Below are 18,434 nucleotides of genomic sequence, written 5' to 3'. Positions count from 1 at the left end.
TCCATGTCCGCCGTCATAGGTAGCAGCACCAGCAGTACTTCCACATCCGGTCTGAGTCTGACCGGCAGCACGGTTACGAGCACACCGAGCGGCTCGACCATGACCCAGTCCGACTTCCTGCAATTGCTCACCACGCAGCTGCAGGACCAGGATCCCACGCAGCCGATGGACAACTCGCAGATGGCCGCCGAACTCGCGCAGTTCGCCACGCTGTCCACCGATCAGGATATCGACACCAACCTGCAGACCCTGAGCAGCAACATCAGCAGCGGCATGCAGACCTCGCAGGTGCTCAGTGCCTCCAACCTGGTTGGCAAGCAGGTGTTGGTGCCGTCGACCACGCTCGCCTACAGCGGCAGTGCAGTCAGCGGTGCGGTGAATGTCACCACCGCGGGCGATGTGGTGGTCAACATCCAGGACAGCAACGGCAATACGGTCAATTCCATCGACCTGGGCACCCAGCCGGTGGGGTTGGCGCAATTCAGCTGGAACGGTACCGACAGCAACGGCAATGCCGTGGCCAACGGTACCTACACCATTTCGGCCAACAGCGGTGGCAGCAGCACTTCCATGACGACGTATGCCTCCGGTTCGGTCACCGGTGTCGGCTACGGCGGCAGCAGCACCGGCACCTATGTGCAAGTAGCAGGCGTCGGCGGGGTACCGCTGAGCCAGGTTGCGCAGATCAACTGACGTCGGCTGGCACTTCGCTCGCCGTCATCACATCCAGAGGAACACAGCATGGCTCTTAATCAGGCGCTCAGCGGCATCAATGCGGCCGAATCACAACTCAACGTCATCTCCAACAACATCGCCAACGCGGGCACGGTGGGCTTCAAGGGCTCAACTGCGCAGTTCGCCGAGGTGTATGCGGTCACGGGACTCAATCTGAGTTCGTCGGCCGTGGGCAGCGGCGCGGAGCTGACCAATGTCGAGCAGCAGTTCTCGCAGGGCGACCTGGAGACCACCAACGGCAGTCTCGACATGGCGATCAGCGGCAATGGCTTTTTCGTCGTCAACAACGGTAGCGGTAATCAATACACGCGCGACGGCGCATTTACCGAAAACAGCAACGGCTACGTAGTCAGCCAGTCCGGTCAATTCTTGCAGGTGTATCCGCCGAATGCGGCGGGCGGCTTCAATACCAGCACGCTGACCGACTTGCAGTTGAATACCGCGCAGAGCGCGGCCACGCCGACCAGCCAGATCACCGTCACCGCGAATCTTCCGGCGGGTGCCTCGCTGCCGACCGACACGCCGTTCAGCCCGACCGACAGCAACAGCTATAACAACGCTTCCACCTTTGAGGTGTACGACTCGCAGGGCGGCGCGCACTCGGCGACGGTTTATTACGTCAAGACCGGCAACAACACCTGGAACGCGAATCTGTATATCGACGGACAGAGCGCGGGCTCGCAGGCGCTCGCCTTCAACAGCGCCGGTGCGCTGGTAACGCCGGCCAACGGCAATCTGGATTTCACGCCGGCGGCGTTGACCAATGGTGCGACGTTCCCGAGCCCGATCGTGGCGAACTTCACCAATACCACGCAGTTCGGCACGGCGTATGCGCCGGGCACGACCAATCAGAACGGTTATCAGGCGGGTGTGCTGCAGAACATCGAAATCGGCACCGACGGCACCGTGACGGCGATCTATTCCAACAACCAGACCACGACGCTCGGCCAGATCGCGGTCGCCAACTTTCCCAACCTGCAGGGTTTGCAGCAGGTCGGCAACAACAGCTGGGTCGCGACGCAGTCGTCGGGCACGGCCGTGCTGGGCAACGCCGGCGCCGGTCAGTTCGGTGATATCGAACAGGGCCAGCTGGAAACCTCCAACACGTCCGATACCACCGCGCAGCTGGTCGACATGATCCAGGCACAGCAGGACTACGAAGCCAATTCGCAGATGCTGGGCACGGTCAGCTCGCTGGATCAGTCGCTGTTCTCGGCGGTTGATCGCAGCTAAGCCGCGCATAAGGCCCTGACCCATGGATCGTTCCGTCTACATCGCGATGACCGGCGCCACGCAGACCATGCGTGCGCAGGATGCCGTCAGCCACAACCTGGCCAACGCATCCACGGTGGGTTTCAAGAGCGAGCTCAGCGCGTTTCAAAGCGTGCCGGTGCTCGGTCCGGGCGCCAACACGCGCATCAACGCCGTGGCGGAAGGCATCGGGCAAGACGAAACGCAAGGCTCGATCCAGCACACCGGCCGTTCACTCGATGTCGCGGTGAACGGTCCGGGCTGGATTGCCGTGCAAGCGGCGGACGGCAGCGAGGCTTATACGCGCGCCGGCAATCTGCAGCTCGATGCCGACGGCAACCTCACCGACAGCCGCGGTAATCCGGTGATGGGCACGGGTGGTCCGATCACCATTCCGCAAAGCTCGTCGATCTCCATTGGCAAGGACGGCACGATTTCCTCCGTGCCGATGGGGCAGGGGCCGGACACGATCGCGGCGGTCGGCCAGATCAAGCTGGTCAATCCCGATACCACGCAGATGTCCGAGGGCGCGGATGGCCTGATGCACATGAACGACGGCAGCACCGCGGATACCGATGACACGGTCACGGTGACCTCGGGTGCGCTGGAAGCCAGCAACGTCAATCCTTCGTCGGAGCTGGTGAAGATGATCTCGCTGTCTCGCCAGTACGAGATGCAGGTGCGTTCGATCAAGACCGCCGAAGACGATGCGGACGACAGCAGCAAACTGCTGCAAACCAGCTAACGCAGCTTACGAACGGAGTTAAGCGATGTTTTCCTCACTGTGGATTGCCAAGACCGGACTGGATGCGCAGCAGACGGAGATGGATGTCATCTCCAACAACCTTGCGAACGCCAGTACCACCGGCTTCAAGGCGTCGCGCGCATCGTTCCAGGATTTGATGTACCAGAACGAAGGCCAGCCCGGCGGCCAGACCACCGAGCAGACCGAAGCGCCTTCGGGCCTGTTGCTAGGTACCGGTGTGAAGGTGGTGGGCAGCGAAAAGCTGTTTACCCAGGGCGCGATCACCCAGACCGGCAATTCGCTGGACGTGGCGGTGCAGGGCAACGGCTTTATCCAGGTAAGCCTGCCGGATGGCACGGTGGCTTACACGCGTGATGGTTCGCTGCATGAAGACTCCACCGGCCAGTTGGTCACGGCCGACGGTTATCCGCTGGTGCCGTCGATCACGCTGCCGGCCAACGTCAACAGTGTCACCATCGGTACCGATGGGACAGTAAGCACCACCGCCAACGGCTCCACCACGCCGACGCAGATCGGTGTGATCCAGCTGGCCAACTTCATCAATCCCGCCGGCCTCGAGGCGATGGGCCAGAACCTTTATCTGGAGACCGAATCCAGCGGCACGGCGCAGACCGGCCAGCCCGGTGTCAACGGCATGGGCACGCTGGCGCAAGGTTCGCTGGAGTCTTCCAACACCAACACGGTGGAGGAGATGGTCAACATGATCGAAGCCCAACGCACTTACGAGATGAACTCCAAGTCGATCAGCGCCGTGGACGACATGTTGCAGTTCGTCATCAACAAGACCTGAGTAGTACTGTCATGTCGAAATTACCTGTCTATACGCGTCTTGTTTCTGCTGTGTTGCTGGTCGCAACGCTGGCAGGCTGTGCGGGCATGCAGGAACGGCAAAAAAAGGAAGACGCCGAATGGGCGGCTACCGCGCCCGTGACGCAGCCCACGCCGCCGCCGGCCGACGGTTCGATTTATCACGACATGCAGAACCTGGAGCTGTTCAACGATCCGCGCGCGCATCGTGTCGGCGACATCCTCACCATCAACCTGGTTGAGGCGATGCAGGCGAGCAAGACCTCGGAAACCACCACCAGCAAGACCGACAAGAACACGCTCAACGCGCCGGAGGTGCTGGGCCATACGCTGAGCGTGAAGGGCGGCAACACCGCCGATAGCAATCTCAATTCGGCCAACAGCTTCGATGGCGCGGGCAGCAGCACGCAGAGCAACCAGCTCACCGGTGAGTTCACGGTCACGGTGTCACAGCGGCTTTCCAACGGCAATCTGCTGGTGCGCGGCGAGAAGTGGCTGACGATCAACCAGGGCCAGGAGCTGATCCGGTTGTCCGGCATCGTGCGTCCCGAAGATATCGAGCAGGACAATTCGGTCGACTCTACCCGCGTTGCGGATGCGCGCATTACCTATACCGGCCGTGGCGTGCTCAACAGCGCCAATCAGCAGGGTTGGCTGGCGAGATTCTTCAATTCCAAATGGATGCCTTACTGATGACGTGTGAAAGGCGCCCCGTTTGGGCATGTCATGCGGGCATGATGTTCGAGGTGTGACGATGCAGCGTGCGTGGAACAAATTATCGATAAGCGGCGTGGTCGCAGCGCTGGTATTGCTGTTGGCGCCGATCCAGCCGGTGCACGCCGACAAGATCCGCGACCTGGTGCAGGTTGCCGGCGTACGCAGCAACCAGCTGGTTGGCTATGGTCTGGTGGTGGGTCTGGATGGCACCGGCGACCAGACCACGCAGGCGCCGTTCACCACCCAAAGCCTGGAAAACATGCTGAAGGAATTCGGCGTGTCGATCCCCAGCACCGGCATCCAGCCGCAGCTGAAAGACGTGGCTGCGGTGACTGTTACGGCGAACTTACCGCCGTTTGCCAAACCCGGCCAGACCATCGACATCACGGTGGCGTCGATCGGCAATGCCAAGAGCATCCGCGGCGGCGAACTGTTGATGACCCCGCTGCGCGGCGCGGACGGCAATGTCTACGCGGTCGCGCAAGGCAGCGTGGTGGTAGGTGGGGTGAGTGCGTCGGGCCGGAGCGGCTCCAGCGTGCAGATCAATATCTCGGCGAGCGGACGCATTCCCAACGGCGCTTCGGTGGAACGCACGGTGCCGTCTTCCTTCAACACCAATAGTGACCTGGTGCTGAATCTCAATACCGCCGACTACGTCACCGCGGGACGCATCGCCGACGCGATCAACCATCTTTATGGCGCGGGTACCGCGCGTGCGCTGGACGGCGGTTCGGTGGCGGTGCGCGGACCGGTGGATCCCAGCGAGAAAGTGGCATGGCTGGGCGCGATCGAATCGATGGATGTGCAGCCGGGCGATGCGCCGGCACGCGTGATCGTCAATTCGCGTACCGGTACGGTGGTGATCGGTTCGGATGTACGCGTCAGCGCTGCCGCGGTCGCGCATGGTTCGATCCAGGTGACCATCACCGAACAGCCGCAGGTCAGCCAGCCTAATGCCTTCAGCAATGGCGGGCAGACCACGGTGGTGCCGAACAGCTCGGTGTCGATCAGCCAGCAGGGCGGCCATATGTTCAAGTTCGGGCCGGGTGTGAGCCTGGATTCGATCGTGCGCGCGGTGAATCAGGTCGGCGCGACACCTACGGACCTGATTTCAATTCTTGAAGCACTCAAGCAGGCCGGTGCCTTGCACGCGGATCTGGTGGTCATATGAGTGTCTGCCCGGGATCATCGCGCCGTCCGCATGGTCGCGTCGCAACGTCAGGCGGACGCTGCGATGGCTGATATCGGCAATGCCGCCGCGCAAAGTCTGAGCACCTGGACCGATCTGGCCGGGTTCAGCGCGCTGCGTCATCAGGCCGAGACCGATCAAGGCGGCACCTTGCCCGCCGTCGCGAAGCAGTTCGAAGCCATGTTCACGCAGATGCTGCTCAAGTCGATGCGCGATGCGAACTTCGGCGATCCGCTGTTCGAAAGCCAGGCGGGCGACGAATGGCAGGACATGTATGACCAGCAGTTGTCGCTGAATCTGTCCCAGCATGGCAAGGGCCTGGGAATTGCCGATCTGCTGATTCACCAACTCGGCGGACACGGCCATGGCCAAGGTGGCGAACACCAGGCGGGCGCCGTCGACCCGAGCACGACAGGCCTGGTCGATAACTGGAAGCAGCGCCTGTATGAACTGGGCGATGCCACGCGCTCGGCCGGCAAGTCGGCGATGGCCTGGCTGCCTGCCGATGCGGAGGCATTCGTGCGCGAACTGGCGCCGCAGGCCAGCATCGTGGCGAAGGAATTGGGTCTGTCGTTGCGCACGGTGCTGGCCCAGGCCGCACTGGAAACGCAGTGGGGCAAGCACATGCCGACCCACGCGGACGGCAGCAGCAGCTTCAACCTGTTCGGCATCAAGGCCGGCAGCAGTTGGGACGGCCCGCGCGTGAATGTGCCTACCGTGGAATATGAGGACGGCATCGCCGTGCGCCGCCAGGCGCAGTTCCGTTCCTATAAGTCCACCGCCGATTCGCTGGCCGATTTCGCCGATCTGATCGGCAAGGACCCGCGTTACGCCGAGGCCCGTGGCCGCGGTGATGACGCGCTCGGTTATGCCAAGGCGCTGATCGACGGCGGTTATGCCACCGACCCGGAATACGCGGGCAAGGTGGCGGCGATCGCCAACAGCGCGATGATGCGCGACGCCCTGGATGCGCTTAAGAAAGCGACGGGGATGCCGACACCTTGAAACAGAACTCCCGTTATACGAAGCGCGGCATGCCCTCTCCCCGGCAGCAAAGGGAGGGTTGGGGTGGAGTTGCATCGTTTTGCGCCAAGGCGGGCGCGAGCAGTCCCTTCCCATCCTCGTCCTGCCTGCGGGGCGAGGGAAAAAACGTTAACTGATTACAGGATGGCTTCATGTCCAGCTTGCTCAACATCGGCATATCCGGCCTCAATGCCGCCGAGGTAGCGCTGAGCACGGTCAGCAACAACATCGCCAACGCCAGCACCAGCGGCTATAGCGAAGAAAGCGTGCAGCAGGTGGAAACCCTGGGGCAAAGCAACAGCCAGTACACCCTCGGCAGCGGTGTCAATGTGGTGGCGGTGCAACGTGCCTACAGCCAGTACCTGACCAGTGCGTTGTGGAGCAGCAACAGCGGGCTGCAGAACGCCACCACCACGAACAATCTCACCAGCACGCTCAACAGCCTGCTGAGCAACAGCGGCAACCTGCAGACCGCACTGGACAATTTCTACAGCGGCTTCAGCAACGTCGCCAATACGCCGGGTTCGTCATCGGTACGGCAAGCGACGCTGGGCGATGCGTCCTCGCTGACCAGTGTGTACAACACGCTGGGGCAGCAGCTCGGCCAGCAGTCGACCCAGGTCAATCAGCAGATCGGCGACACCGTCACCAGCATCAACGACCTTGCTTCGCAGATCGCCCAGCTCAACGGGCAGATCGCAGCAGCCGGCAACACCAATCCGAACAGCCTGCTCGACCAGCGCGACAACTTGGTACAACAGCTGGCCGGCCTGACCGGCATTTCCGCGTCGACCAACAGCGACGGCGCGGTCAGCGTGTACACCTCGGCCGGCGAAACCCTGGTCAGCGGTACGCAGTCGTATGCCTTGTCGTCGGGCTCCAATCAGTACGATCCGACCAGCACCGATGTCTTCGACAGCTCGGGCAATGACATCACCTCGCAGCTCTCCGGCGGCACGCTGGGCGCGCTGATCAGCTATCGCAATACGGTGCTGGAGCCGGCGCAGAATGCGCTCGGCCAGTCGGCCATTGCGCTGGCCTCGAGCGTGAATGCGCAACAGGCACAGGGCCTGGATCTCAATGGCCAGCAAGGCCAGCCGATCTTCAGTGTGGGTTCGCCGGGCGTGCTGCCTTCCAGCAACAACGCCGGCAGCGCAAGCGTGAGTGCGTCGATCAGCGACGTGTCGCAGCTCACCACTTCCGACTACATCCTCACCTATACCGGCACGGGCACCGGCACCAACGGCTGGAGCCTGAGCACGACCGGCGGGCAAAACGTGGCGTTGACGGCCAACAGCAACGGCACGTTATCCGCCGACGGTCTCACCTTCAGTGTGTCGGGGACGGCGCAGACGGGTGACAGCTACGAGATCGAGCCCACCCGCAATGCCGCGACGTCGTTGTCGGTCAGCTTGACCAATCCCAGCGGCATTGCTGCCGCCGCGGCGCTGACGGCGACGGCGGCAACGAGCAATACCGGTACCGGCGCGGTAAGTTCGATCAGCGTGACCGACGCCAGCAATACCAATCTGCTTTCCGGTGCGACCGTCACCTTCGGTGCGGGCGGCACGTATACGGTCACCGATGGCGCGGGTAACACCACCACCGGCACCTATACCGCCGGCCAGCCGATCACCGCCGATGGCTGGAGCCTCAACCTGAGCGGCACGCCGGCCAGTGGCGACAGCTTCAGCGTGGCGGCCAATACCAATGGCCTCAACAGCAACGCCAACGCAACGGCCCTGGCGGCGCTTGCCAACACGGGTGTGCTGGATGGCGGCCAGACCTCGGTGGTGGACAGCTACGCCAATCTCACCACGCAGATCGGCGACGCCGGCAGTCAGGCCAACAGCGAACTCACCACGCAGACCGATCTCTACAGCCAGGCCGAAAGCAATCAGCAGAGCCTTGCCGGCGTGAACCTCAATCAGGAAGCGGCCAGCCTGGTGCAGTACCAGCAGGCCTATCAGGCCTCGGCGCAGGTGATTTCAACCGCGCAGCAATTGTTCACTAACTTGATCACGGCGATTCAGGACGGCACATGATACGTATCTCTACCAGTTGGATGTATCAGCAGTCGGTCGACACCATGCTCAACCAGCAGAACGCGCTGGACGAGACGGAAAACGAGGTCAGCACCGGCAATGCGATCAATGTCGCCTCCGACAATCCGGTCGGCGCGGCGCAGATTGTCGGCCTGAACAATATCCTGGCCGAAAACACCCAGTACACCAGCAACATCACCAGCGCCAACACGCGGCTGTCCACCGAAAGCAGCACGCTCAGCTCGATCAACAACCTGCTCAGCAGCGTGAACGATGTTGCGCTGAGCGCGATGAGCAGCACCAACAACAGCACCGATCTCAGCAACATGGCAACCGAGCTGGAGCAATACCGCAATCAGCTGGTGCAGCTTGCCAACACCACCGACGCCAACGGCCAGGCGCTGTTCGCCGGCACCAGCACGACTACCACGCCATTCGTGGCCAACAGCGCGGGCGCGGTGACTTATACCGGCAACGGGCAACAGTCGTACACGGCGATCGGGCAGGGTTTGCAGGTGGCCAATGGCGATCCCGGCGACGCGCTTTTCATGGACATCCCGGCCGGCAATGGTTCGTTCGTGGCCAGCGCCGGCTCCAGCAATACCGGCACCCTGGTGGTCGGCGCCAACAGCGTTACCGACACCAGCGCATTCGACGCGGCGACCGCGGCGGGGCCGATCAACGACACCATCACCTTCGGCGCCAACGGCACGTATACGGTCACCGATGCCGCCGGCAATCCGGTCATGGACAGCAGCGGCAACCCGATCACCGGGACGTATACCGACGGTGGCAGCATCAGCTTCGATGGCATGTCCGTCACCATGAGCGGCACGCCGGCGGCGGGCGACACGGTCAATATCCAGTCCGATACGGCATCCAACACGCAGGACGTGTTCACCACGCTCAACAACATGATCTCCGCGCTGCAAAGCGGTGACAACAACACGCAGTTGAGCAATACATTGAACCAGCAGCTCCAATCGCTGCAGCAGGCCATGAACGGCGTGCAGAGCACGGAAGTGTCGGTAGGCACCCGCATCGATACCCTGCAGCAACAGCAAAGCGATTATTCCAATCTCAGCGTCACCTATCAGAGTGCGCTGTCGGATGTGCAGAACGTCGATATGGCGACGGCGATCAGCAACCTTTCGCTGCAATCGACGGCATTGCAGGCATCGCAGCAGGTGTTTTCGAAGATCCAGGGAACCAGCCTGTTCGATTACCTGCAGAGTTGATCGATCAGTTGCCTTGCGGGCCCGGGCCGTCGGCTGCCGTGTTGGTGCCGGCGGCTTCGTGCGCCAGGGCGGTTTCGATCTTGCCGTCCAGCACGCCGCTGCGTTCGTCCTGCAAGAGTTTGTCGAGCGATCGCCGGTCCAGCAGGGCCAGCGTATGGCGCAGGCCGTGCGAGGCGCTGAAGGCCGGAGCGAATCCGGACCCGTAGATCATCCGGAAGATGCGAATCGGAACCTCGCCGTGCTTCTGCTCGATCTGATGCCCCTTGAAGTCCTGGCGCAGGCACGCGTGTGTCAGCGCTTTCTTGTCCATCATCAATCCCCCTGACTGGCACGGCCCAGACAGCAGGCCGCATAGATGGCTATACACAAGCCGTGCCAGCTGGCTGCTACTTGCTGCGGGAAGCCATTTTCAAGGCGATTTCACGGGATTTTGCGCACGGCAGCGTGGGGGTGGCTGGGCGATGTGATGGACGCCTGGCGTCAAAGCGTTTTTGTGCAAGCGTGCCCAACCAGGTCACGACCGGACGCAGTTGAGATCGCCGCCCAGGTGCTATCCCCATTCCCGATGGCTTCCAATTCAAGTTTGAGGGCGTTTCGGCGATACTATGTGGCGCGCTATCCGCGTTTGGGGTGTTGAGCCATGCGGTCGAAGGCATCGAACTTTCGATGGCCGGTGGTGTGCGGGGCGAGGTGGGATTGATCGCGATGGCGATATTTGGCATCGCCCTGTTTGGCCAGTGCCTGCGCTTTCGGGGTGGCTGGGGCTGGGGTTGATCAGGGCGGGCATGGTCCTGTCGACATTCACCTGATCGATGACGCAGGTGGTGGGGATCAGGGACGCATCGGAAGGTTTTACGATCGCCGAGTGTATTGGGTGGGTGAATGGCCGAACGGGGAGCTCGGTCTTCACAAATGTCTATGGCCGGGATGGCCGATCGCCGGAATGTGACGCAGTTAACCCTTTGATGGGTATGGCTTGGCTGGGCTCTTGCATCCATTTGTATAGAGCCAGTGGCTCACGCCGAATTCACACCAGAAATTGTTCCATAATCCATTGGATTAGAAGTCATACTGACAGCCACGCGGCGGGCACAAACAAGTTGTTCGATAAGGGGCGCGGAGCATGGGAAAGGTATCGGTGAGAGATGAATGGCTGGCACAAGTCGGCGTTGCCGTCGGCTATGCGCTGCTTTATCTCGCTATCAACCCGATTTCGACAACGTATTTTCCGATTCACGCAGGTGTGCGGCTTGCCTGCCTGCTGCTGTTTCCCTATCGCTTCTGGCCAGCGCTGCTTGTCGGTGAGTCGCTTTCCAATGGCTATGAGGTCTATAGCTGCCTGGATACGCTGGGTCCCGTCTGGGTGGCGGTGCGCGCCATTCCTCCCAGCCTTACCGTCATGCCCTTCGTCTGGTGGTGCCGGAAGAACATGCCGCCTTTCCCCGCCAAGCATCTGGTGGATATCAAGGCGCTGATCATTTGCGCGTTGCTGAGTTCCGCCGCCGGCATGGTCTACAGCACGATCGCCTACTCGGTCCTCATCGACAGCGCACGCCCAACGGCCCCGCTTATCGACATAGCCATTGGCTGCTTCCTGGGGCCCTATCTGGCCATCATGTGCGTGATGCCGTGGGCCGTGATGGTGAAACTCGACTATCGGGCAGGACACTGGCGCGAGTTGGTGCGGCAGGTTACTGCCAGCAGGCTGTTCCTCGACACGATCGGTTTGCTGGTTCCGTCGTTGGCGATTCTGTTCTGGCTGAGTGTTTCTGGAGACGAGCAGGTCAAGCAGATTGCCCCGGTTGCCGTGTTTCTGCCGATGGCGTGGCTTACGCTCAAGCATGGTTGGCGTGCGGCGGCCGTGAGTGGAGCCCTTGCGATTGCCTGCTTCTCCCTGCAGATCCTGTCGGTCAATGAATTTGAGACCAAGACATATGCAACCCAAGTGTTGCTGGCCATTGGCATTACCTGTTTGTTTGCCCTTGGCGCACGCATCAGCGCCCAGCTCATGCAGGAGCAGAAGGAGCGGCAGAGCGCGTTGAACGTGCAACGCCTTGCGAGGCAAACGCTTCAGATGGGCGAGCAGCGCATGAGGCAGACATCGCAGGCGCTGGAATATCTGGCCGGCAGCCTGCATGTAACGAACAGCCGCTTGCTTGAGCAAATGCGGCGAATCGTGCCGAATATCGAAAGTCACGCGTTCTACAAGCAGGCGTTATCGACGCAGACACAGGTTTACCAGCTGGCCGAAAGCATGCATCCGCTAGCTTGGCGCGAACGCGGACTGCCTGCCGCGCTCAATGAGACGGTTGCGCGTGCACTCGATGAAGCCGGCATCGCTTACCGCTGCGAAATCACCGGACGCGGATTTACCCGGCTTGCACCATCCGTACTTACCGTGACATATCGGTTGGCGTGCGAAGCCGTTGTCTACGTGACTTCGCGTCTTGCCTGCAGCAGGGTCCGTTTAACGCTCCGCGGAGGAGAAACCCACGGCAAGCGTTGGGTAGTGCTTCGTATCGAAGGGGTGCTGGAAGATACTGGCGTGGCCAACGCCGTGTATTTCGCGGAAGAGCGGCAGCGCCTTGCGTCAAAACTGGGCGCAAGCGCCCTGGATGTATCTGAGATGCGCGACAACGTGGGCATCTTCGACGGGGCGCTTCACCTGCGTACGCGCAAGGACAGGCTGCGTATTACGGCGCTGCTGCATGATGTCCTGCAAGAGGAACAGAGGCCGGTTCCTACACCTGCCTCTGCTCCATTGCGCTTGTGGGTCAAATAATCTTACGCCTGCATCGCTTCTTAGCCGCCACCGGAGCAGCCGTTCGGACAAACCGCCGTCAGCGTGGTGAATTGCGTCGTTCCGTTGCTCTGTGGCGCCGCGGTCACCGTGGTGTCACTGTCGCTATAAATTGTCTGCGCGCTTGAATTCGATGAAGGTGACGATGTCGACGTCACAGGCGTCATCGTTACATTCTGCGAATCGACACCCATCGGCAGCACTACGCCGGTACCATTGGCCACACCCACTGCCGCATGCACGGTGCCATTCAAGTCATTGATCTGAATGTACTTGACGCCGTTCATCACAAACACGTAGACGTGCCAGTTCGGGCTGGCGCTGAGGTCCGTGGTATTTGGCCAAGCTTGGCCTAATCCGTTGGAAGGCGTGGCGGTCTGGGCGAAGGCTGCGCCTGTCGAGGCTGCGCAAAGAGCAAACAGGCTGGACAGGGCGACTTTGCGGATGAGATTTGCTTTAGTGCGCATGGGTTTCCCCTAAGTAAAGGTAGTGACCTACCGGTAACAGGAATGTAGCAGGGGAAATGTACGCAAAAGAGTCATCTTTTGCGCAAATGCGCGAATATTCAGCGAACCGATAGCAGTGGCCCGCCTTCACATTCCTTTGACGCGCCTTGCGGTTGGCGAACTTGCCGTCCTTCCCCGGGGCCGGCAAGTTCAAACAGGTTAGTTGGGCAGCCATGCATCGCGCCAATGCAGCAGCTTGTCTTCGGTGAGCATCCAGTCCTTCTTTACGGCATCGCGCAATGCATCACCCATCCTGGCGGTGGCATCCAGATCACTTAGGTGCGTGCGGATCGCTGCGGTCCACTCCTTATAACGGTTCTTGACGCGCGTGACCGGCAAGTCGCCCTGGTAGCAAACGATGTCGGTGCAGACCACCGGGAAACCGCAGGCGCCATATTCGAGCAAACGCAGGTTGCTCTTGCATTCGTTGAAGACATTCTCTTCCAGCGGCGCCAGCGCAAGGTCCAGGTTGAGTGAAGCCAGCTTGCGCGGGTACTCCTCGATCGGCACGCCGTTGTGGAATTCGTGGATATACGGGCGCAGCTTTTCCGGGCACATGCCGAAGAAGACCCACTCCACTTCGTTGGCGAGATCGCGCACAACATCGGCGATCAGTTCCAGGTCGCCACGGTGGCTGGAGCCGCCGCCCCAGCCGACGCGCGGCTTGCGTCCCACGCGGCGCTCGCTCTTGGGCATGTCGCCCCACCAATTCACCGGCAGGCGATTGAGCACCACGCGGATGTCGGAGTGGAAACCCTTGAACTCTTCGGCCAGCGCATCGGTCGAGACCACGAAGCGGTCCACCGTGGAGAGCGAGCGGCGCAGGGATTTGACGATGTCCTTGGGCATCAGGCCGTGGAACTGGCTCTTGATCGGGATCTGCTGGATCAGGTCATCGAGTTCGAACACCTTGAACGCGCGTGAAAAGTCGCGATAGCTCTCGAGCAGTTTCACCTGCGCGTCGGTGACCTGGCGCTGCAGCACCAGCGAGGTGGGCTGGAAGCGCTCCATCGCCACCGGCGGCAGATGCGCGCCGGCAATCATGCCTTCCACCATGCCGCTGCGCTGCATGGAAGCGAACGGCTGCATGATGCGGTAATGGCCACAGCCATGCGAATCGGCCGCTACGCAGAACATGCGCGGCAGCAAGGGTTGGGTGAAGGGCTGCCAGTTCTTGCCGCGGTGCGGATCCAGCTCGAAGCCGGTGCCGTCGATGCTGAGATTGATGCTGTAGGCCGGATCGCGCGCAAGCTGGTGCAACCACTTGCGATACATCGCGCCCTGTTCGCCCTGGAAGCGTTTCTGCTTGGCTTCCTGGGCCGTTTTGTCGACCTTGGCCTGGCTGACGCTGCCGACGTGCATCAGACGTGCGTAAGGCGTCCAGACCGTGAGATAGCCGGCCTTGTTGACCTTCAGGCACAGATCGACGTCGTTGTAGGACACCTTGAAGTCCTGCTCATCGAGGCCGCCGACCTGCTCGTACACGGACTTGCGGATCATCAGGCAGGCTGCCGTGACCGCGGTGTAGTTCTGATCGACGCGCAGGCGATGCATGTAGCCATCCGCCTCCATCGGTTGGCCGATGAAAGGATGATCGGCCGGACCGCGCAGGCCCAGCACCACGCCGCCATGCTGGATGCGCCCATCCGGATAGTGCAGTTTGGTGCCGACGATGCCCACTTCCGGACGTTGCGCGTGATTGAGCAGCGCTTCGATCCAGTCGCCATGCAGCACGGCGGTATCGTTGTTGAGCAGGATCAGGTATTCGCCGCGTGCCTGTGCGGCGGCAAAGTTGTTGATGGCCGAATAGTTGAACGGATGCGGATAACGCAGCACGCGCAACTGGCTGTTGTTGAGGCGTTCAATGCCATCCAGATAAGCGCACGCGGCCGGTTCCTCGGTGTTGTTGTCGACGATCAATACCTCGTAGTTGAGATAGGTGGTCTTCGACAACAGGCTGTCGATCAGTCCGTTGAGGATCGGCAGCTGATCCTTGGTCGGCACGATGATCGACACCGCCGGCTGCCGGTTGTGCTGGTACAGCACGCGATTGAAGCCGGGCAGTGCGCCCGGGTCCATCTGGTGCGGCACGCCGAGGCGCGCGAGGTGGTTCGAGACAATGGTGGCGCTATGGGTCTTCACCGTGTCCGAAGCCAGCCAGCGCGCATACGGCAGCGCGGCGTGGTACATGACTTCGCCGATGTGCCCGATCGCGTACAGGCCATCCGCTTCCAGCAAGCGGAACAGCAGGTCGTAGCCGGCGATGTCGCCGTAGTCTTCGCTCAGGCCGCCCAATGCCACGCAGCGCTCGCGCTTGAAGGCAGGCGCACGGCCTGCGTAGGGATAGCTGCGCAGCATGTCGAGATTGAAATCCGGCTTGAAGATCGGACTCTCGAACGTGCCATGCGTATGCGTGTCTTCGTCGAAATAGACGGCACTCAGATGGGCATGCGTGGCCACGCGCTCGGCAAGCAGCAGCAGGGTGGCCGGATGCAGGATGTCGCCGGCGTAGGCGAGCTGGATCCAGTCGGCGTCGCTGGCGGCGATGGCCTGGTTCAGCCGTTCCATTACGCGCTCTTCGCCGGAAACGACGCTGAGCTGATGATGGGGATAGTGCTGGGCATCCAGGCTGTCGCGCGTGATTGCGACGGCTTCCGCATCGTCCGCCGTGTCGATCAGCAGCACATGGATACGCGGTGGCGTACCTGGCTGCTCGATACGTTGCATGGCTTGCGCAATCGCAATCTCGCCCAGCTGCAGCTTGGCCTGCCAGTGTTTGTAAAGATCCGATGGCGGGGGCGGGACCATCCACGCAGGCAGCACCTTGAGGTGCCGATCGGTGCGATTCCAGCAATCGCCTTCGTGAATCTCGCGCGCAAACGATTCATTGATATTGCGGCCGTGCCCAATCCACTCGGCGGAGGCGTCAATCATCAGCCGCTTGCACAGCCAGATCACGCGCTCCATCGGCGAGGTGATGCCAAGCAGGTTTTCGAACCCGCTTTCATAGGCGATCTGCCACAGGCCGACGTAGACCGGAATCTGCTTTTCGATCGGCTGTCGCGAGCGCCATTCGCCGCCTTGGTAGCTGAGTCCGCCGTCGGCGTCGATATAGATGTGCGCGGGCAGTGCATCCAGCCATTCGGCCGGAATCTTGTCGTCGTCGTCGGCCTGCGCGTAGACCAGGGCGCCCCACTTGCGCAGCAGTGCGATCATGCGGTCGGTGCGGCGTTCGTGGATGGCGCGGCGAACCTCGGTCAGCAAGGAGCGGCCTTGCGGATACGCATGCGATGTCAGGACTTGATCAAAGCCGGTCGTGTTCCAGCCCTGATCGCTCACCAGGCTGCGCGGCACCACCTTGATCGCGCCTTCATCCAGCACGATCTCGGTAACGGTATCGAGTGCAGGAATGCGATTGTCCACATAGCTCTGTGCGAGCACGCCAGCGCGCAAGGGCGAGGGCGTATCTTCGCGGCGCGCGATCAGCAGCAGACCTGGGGCGTACTGGCCCAGCGAGCCTGCTTCCTGATGCCGCTGCCATTGCACGGCTTCGTTGCCGCCATCGCGCAGCAGCGGACGTTGAGCGATCAGCTCGTCGACGCGCAGCTGGGGTGCCGCAGTGAGTGCCTGATCGGATACCAGCAATTCGGGAAGCCGGACATCCGGGAAGACGAGCTGCGTGTCGATCCGTGGCAGCCCGGCTGCACGCAAGGCCGCTTCGAGCTGGCTGCGGGTGAGTAGCGCATGATTGTCCGGTTCGGCCAGACGGTTGCCGCTGAACAACAACAGCACGCCGCCTGGCTTGAGCGCACCGGCGGCCACGGCGATGGCCTCGCGCAGTGCGTCACCGCGCGGCCACGCCTCGGCATACTCATGATCAAAATTGAGACAGACCACATCGTAGTTCGCAGCCAGATCAAGCTCGCGCAGACTGGCCTGGAAAACCCGCGCCTTCGGCTGCTCGCGCAGGCGTGCAGCGGCAACGCGTGCCCAGTGCGGGGCGAATTCGATGGCGTCCACGCTGCAGCCGCGTTCAATCCACGCCTGCGTCAGCACGCCGCCACCGCAGCCAAGCTCCAGCACGCGGCTGTCAGCGGCGATGCCGTCGAGAGCATGCAGGGGATTGGCGCGTCGGGGCGACAAGTGCAGGGCACTCTCGCGGCTGTGGATTTCCCTGGCCAGCGTTGCCGAATACAGGCTGGTATCGGCGGCCTGATGCATCACATCGAACAGATGCGTTGCCGTGGTGTGGATGGCTTTATGCGCGGGACGATCGCGCAAGGGTGAATGGTAGACACCCTCGTCATTGCGCTCGAAGGTATCCAGCGCCCACTTGGGCGGCAATACACCCAGTTGCGCCACGACACGCAGCACGGTGTCGTCATGGACGGAATTGAGAATCTTGTCGTGCGCCAGGAATTCATTCCAGTCGCGCGAGCCGGTGCCATCGGCAAAACCGCGGTTGAACTTATGGCGGCACTCTTCTTCCGATTTGCTCCAGTAGTGATTGATGCGCAGGTGTTCCACCGACACCTTGTCGGTAAAGGAGCCGGTGATCGGTCGCCGGTTCTCGTCGACTGCGCGTGCATCGTCAACGTAAAGCATATGGTGCGCATCGCCGCAGCTACGCACTTTCGACGGTTGCACGATGCTCTTGATATGCGAGTTTTCCGAGCGGTAGCTGCCGTCCGGCAAACGCAGATGCTCGTATTGCAGATCCCCATTGAGGTCACCACGGCGCAGGAAGTTTTCCAGCACACCACCTTTCGGTTTGAGCTGGTGTCCGGCCGAACCGAACGTCACCCGGTTAACGCCGACGCCAGGCTGGTCGGCATAGTCGGCCAGGACATCGGACAGCAGCTTGGCCTTGGGCGAAAACAGGAATTCATCCACGTCGAGGAAGGCGAGCCAGTCGGTTTCGCTGCCGTGGGTCTTCAGGCAATGCTCGTAGACCTGCAGCTGCGCGGACTGCTGCGGCCATTCGTACACGACGACCGCGCCGGACTCGATATGCACCTGCAGGGCATCCAGGTAACGGTCGGAGCCGTTGTTGTTGTAGAGGTAGAAGCGCTCTACACCCATCAATTGATGGAATTCGACCCATTCGCGCAGATACCAGGCCTCATCCTTGAAGATCGCGCAGATCGCAAGCACACAACGCATTTGACTTCCTCACCTTATCTATAGAGCGCCGGGCGCAAGCGTCGGAATTCCGACACTTCCGGGCGCCGGCGCCGGATATGGGAGGTAAGGAGCAAGCTTGGTGCCAATGGGCGTGGGTGTTTGCGGTCGACGGGAGATTTGCCGCGCTTGCGCCGCTGTGTTTGCCAGTTCCGCTTTAGCTCCCTCTCCCCTCC

Annotated in this window: 14 protein-coding genes; 11 read left to right on the top strand and 3 right to left on the bottom strand. The window is 61.6% G+C overall.

Annotated features, from left to right (window positions below):
- The first annotated feature begins 3 nt into the window (after positions 1 to 3).
- The 9 genes from ISP19_RS13220 to flgL all read left to right on the top strand — a co-directional run bounded on the left by ISP19_RS13220 (position 4) and on the right by flgL (position 9,771).
- Positions 4 to 693: a flagellar hook assembly protein FlgD gene (locus ISP19_RS13220; protein ID WP_204682847.1), complete on the top strand. Its 690-nt coding sequence runs from the start codon at positions 4 to 6 to the stop codon at positions 691 to 693.
- Positions 694 to 741: 48 nt separating this feature from the next.
- Positions 742 to 1,968 (top strand): flagellar hook protein FlgE, encoded by a 1,227-nt coding sequence (locus tag ISP19_RS13215; RefSeq protein WP_204682846.1) that lies wholly within the window; start codon positions 742 to 744, stop codon positions 1,966 to 1,968.
- A gap of 22 nt (positions 1,969 to 1,990) precedes the next feature.
- Entirely contained in the window at positions 1,991 to 2,731 is a 741-nt protein-coding gene (flgF, locus tag ISP19_RS13210) for a flagellar basal-body rod protein FlgF (RefSeq protein ID WP_204682845.1), read from the top strand.
- A 25-nt stretch (positions 2,732 to 2,756) separates the two neighbouring features.
- Positions 2,757 to 3,542, top strand: a complete 786-nt coding sequence (flgG, locus tag ISP19_RS13205; RefSeq protein WP_204682844.1) for a flagellar basal-body rod protein FlgG — start codon at positions 2,757 to 2,759, stop codon at positions 3,540 to 3,542.
- Between the two features lie 11 nt (positions 3,543 to 3,553).
- Positions 3,554 to 4,252 carry a flagellar basal body L-ring protein FlgH gene (flgH, locus tag ISP19_RS13200; RefSeq protein ID WP_204682843.1) on the top strand — a complete coding sequence of 233 codons (699 nt, stop codon included), beginning with the start codon at positions 3,554 to 3,556 and terminating at the stop codon, positions 4,250 to 4,252.
- Positions 4,253 to 4,313: 61 nt separating this feature from the next.
- Entirely contained in the window at positions 4,314 to 5,447 is a 1,134-nt protein-coding gene (locus tag ISP19_RS13195) for a flagellar basal body P-ring protein FlgI (RefSeq protein WP_239556780.1), read from the top strand.
- 30 nt (positions 5,448 to 5,477) lie between these two features.
- On the top strand, positions 5,478 to 6,470 hold the full coding sequence (flgJ, locus tag ISP19_RS13190; RefSeq protein ID WP_239556779.1) for a flagellar assembly peptidoglycan hydrolase FlgJ: 993 nt from the start codon (positions 5,478 to 5,480) through the stop codon (positions 6,468 to 6,470).
- Positions 6,471 to 6,640: 170 nt separating this feature from the next.
- Positions 6,641 to 8,533: a flagellar hook-associated protein FlgK gene (gene flgK, locus ISP19_RS13185; protein WP_204682842.1), complete on the top strand. Its 1,893-nt coding sequence runs from the start codon at positions 6,641 to 6,643 to the stop codon at positions 8,531 to 8,533.
- Positions 8,530 to 9,771: a flagellar hook-associated protein FlgL gene (gene flgL, locus ISP19_RS13180; RefSeq protein WP_239556778.1), complete on the top strand. Its 1,242-nt coding sequence runs from the start codon at positions 8,530 to 8,532 to the stop codon at positions 9,769 to 9,771. Before flgK ends, flgL begins: the two co-directional genes overlap by 4 nt.
- A gap of 4 nt (positions 9,772 to 9,775) precedes the next feature.
- On the opposite strand, the gene ISP19_RS13175 is transcribed toward flgL, so the two are convergent.
- On the bottom strand, positions 9,776 to 10,084 hold the full coding sequence (locus ISP19_RS13175) for a hypothetical protein (RefSeq protein WP_204682841.1): 309 nt from the start codon (positions 10,082 to 10,084) through the stop codon (positions 9,776 to 9,778).
- A gap of 239 nt (positions 10,085 to 10,323) precedes the next feature.
- Between ISP19_RS13175 and ISP19_RS21300 the strand changes: the two genes are divergently transcribed.
- A complete protein-coding gene (locus ISP19_RS21300) occupies positions 10,324 to 10,545 on the top strand; it encodes an SMR family transporter (RefSeq protein WP_204682900.1) in 222 nt (73 codons plus the stop codon).
- A 349-nt stretch (positions 10,546 to 10,894) separates the two neighbouring features.
- Entirely contained in the window at positions 10,895 to 12,553 is a 1,659-nt protein-coding gene (locus ISP19_RS13165; protein ID WP_204682840.1) for an MASE1 domain-containing protein, read from the top strand.
- A gap of 20 nt (positions 12,554 to 12,573) precedes the next feature.
- Here ISP19_RS13165 and ISP19_RS13160 read toward each other — a convergent pair whose 3' ends face one another.
- Together ISP19_RS13160 and ISP19_RS13155 are read right to left on the bottom strand one after the other, a co-directional pair.
- Positions 12,574 to 13,038: a hypothetical protein gene (locus ISP19_RS13160; RefSeq protein WP_204682839.1), complete on the bottom strand. Its 465-nt coding sequence runs from the start codon at positions 13,036 to 13,038 to the stop codon at positions 12,574 to 12,576.
- A gap of 198 nt (positions 13,039 to 13,236) precedes the next feature.
- Complete coding sequence (locus ISP19_RS13155) at positions 13,237 to 18,240, bottom strand: glycosyltransferase family 92 protein (RefSeq protein ID WP_204682838.1); 5,004 nt, start codon at positions 18,238 to 18,240, stop codon at positions 13,237 to 13,239.
- Between the last annotated feature and the right edge of the window lie 194 nt (positions 18,241 to 18,434).

This window comes from Dyella flava, from assembly GCF_016904955.1.
Taxonomy (GTDB): Bacteria; Pseudomonadota; Gammaproteobacteria; order Xanthomonadales; family Rhodanobacteraceae; genus Dyella_B; species Dyella_B flava.
This window is presented reverse-complemented; position numbering and strand designations above follow the sequence as displayed.

Excerpts from the sequence above, each read along its gene's own strand:
- ISP19_RS13220 (WP_204682847.1), top strand. The coding sequence starts at position 4 with ATGTCCGCCGTCATAGGTAGCAGCACCAGCAGTACTTCCACATCCGGT.
- ISP19_RS13215 (WP_204682846.1), top strand. The coding sequence starts at position 742 with ATGGCTCTTAATCAGGCGCTCAGCGGCATCAATGCGGCCGAATCACAA.
- flgF (WP_204682845.1), top strand. The coding sequence starts at position 1,991 with ATGGATCGTTCCGTCTACATCGCGATGACCGGCGCCACGCAGACCATG.
- flgG (WP_204682844.1), top strand. The coding sequence starts at position 2,757 with ATGTTTTCCTCACTGTGGATTGCCAAGACCGGACTGGATGCGCAGCAG.
- flgH (WP_204682843.1), top strand. The coding sequence starts at position 3,554 with ATGTCGAAATTACCTGTCTATACGCGTCTTGTTTCTGCTGTGTTGCTG.
- ISP19_RS13195 (WP_239556780.1), top strand. The coding sequence starts at position 4,314 with ATGCAGCGTGCGTGGAACAAATTATCGATAAGCGGCGTGGTCGCAGCG.
- flgJ (WP_239556779.1), top strand. The coding sequence starts at position 5,478 with ATGGTCGCGTCGCAACGTCAGGCGGACGCTGCGATGGCTGATATCGGC.
- flgK (WP_204682842.1), top strand. The coding sequence starts at position 6,641 with ATGTCCAGCTTGCTCAACATCGGCATATCCGGCCTCAATGCCGCCGAG.
- flgL (WP_239556778.1), top strand. The coding sequence starts at position 8,530 with ATGATACGTATCTCTACCAGTTGGATGTATCAGCAGTCGGTCGACACC.
- ISP19_RS13175 (WP_204682841.1), bottom strand. The coding sequence starts at position 10,084 with ATGATGGACAAGAAAGCGCTGACACACGCGTGCCTGCGCCAGGACTTC.
- ISP19_RS13165 (WP_204682840.1), top strand. The coding sequence starts at position 10,895 with ATGGGAAAGGTATCGGTGAGAGATGAATGGCTGGCACAAGTCGGCGTT.
- ISP19_RS13160 (WP_204682839.1), bottom strand. The coding sequence starts at position 13,038 with ATGCGCACTAAAGCAAATCTCATCCGCAAAGTCGCCCTGTCCAGCCTG.
- ISP19_RS13155 (WP_204682838.1), bottom strand. The coding sequence starts at position 18,240 with ATGCGTTGTGTGCTTGCGATCTGCGCGATCTTCAAGGATGAGGCCTGG.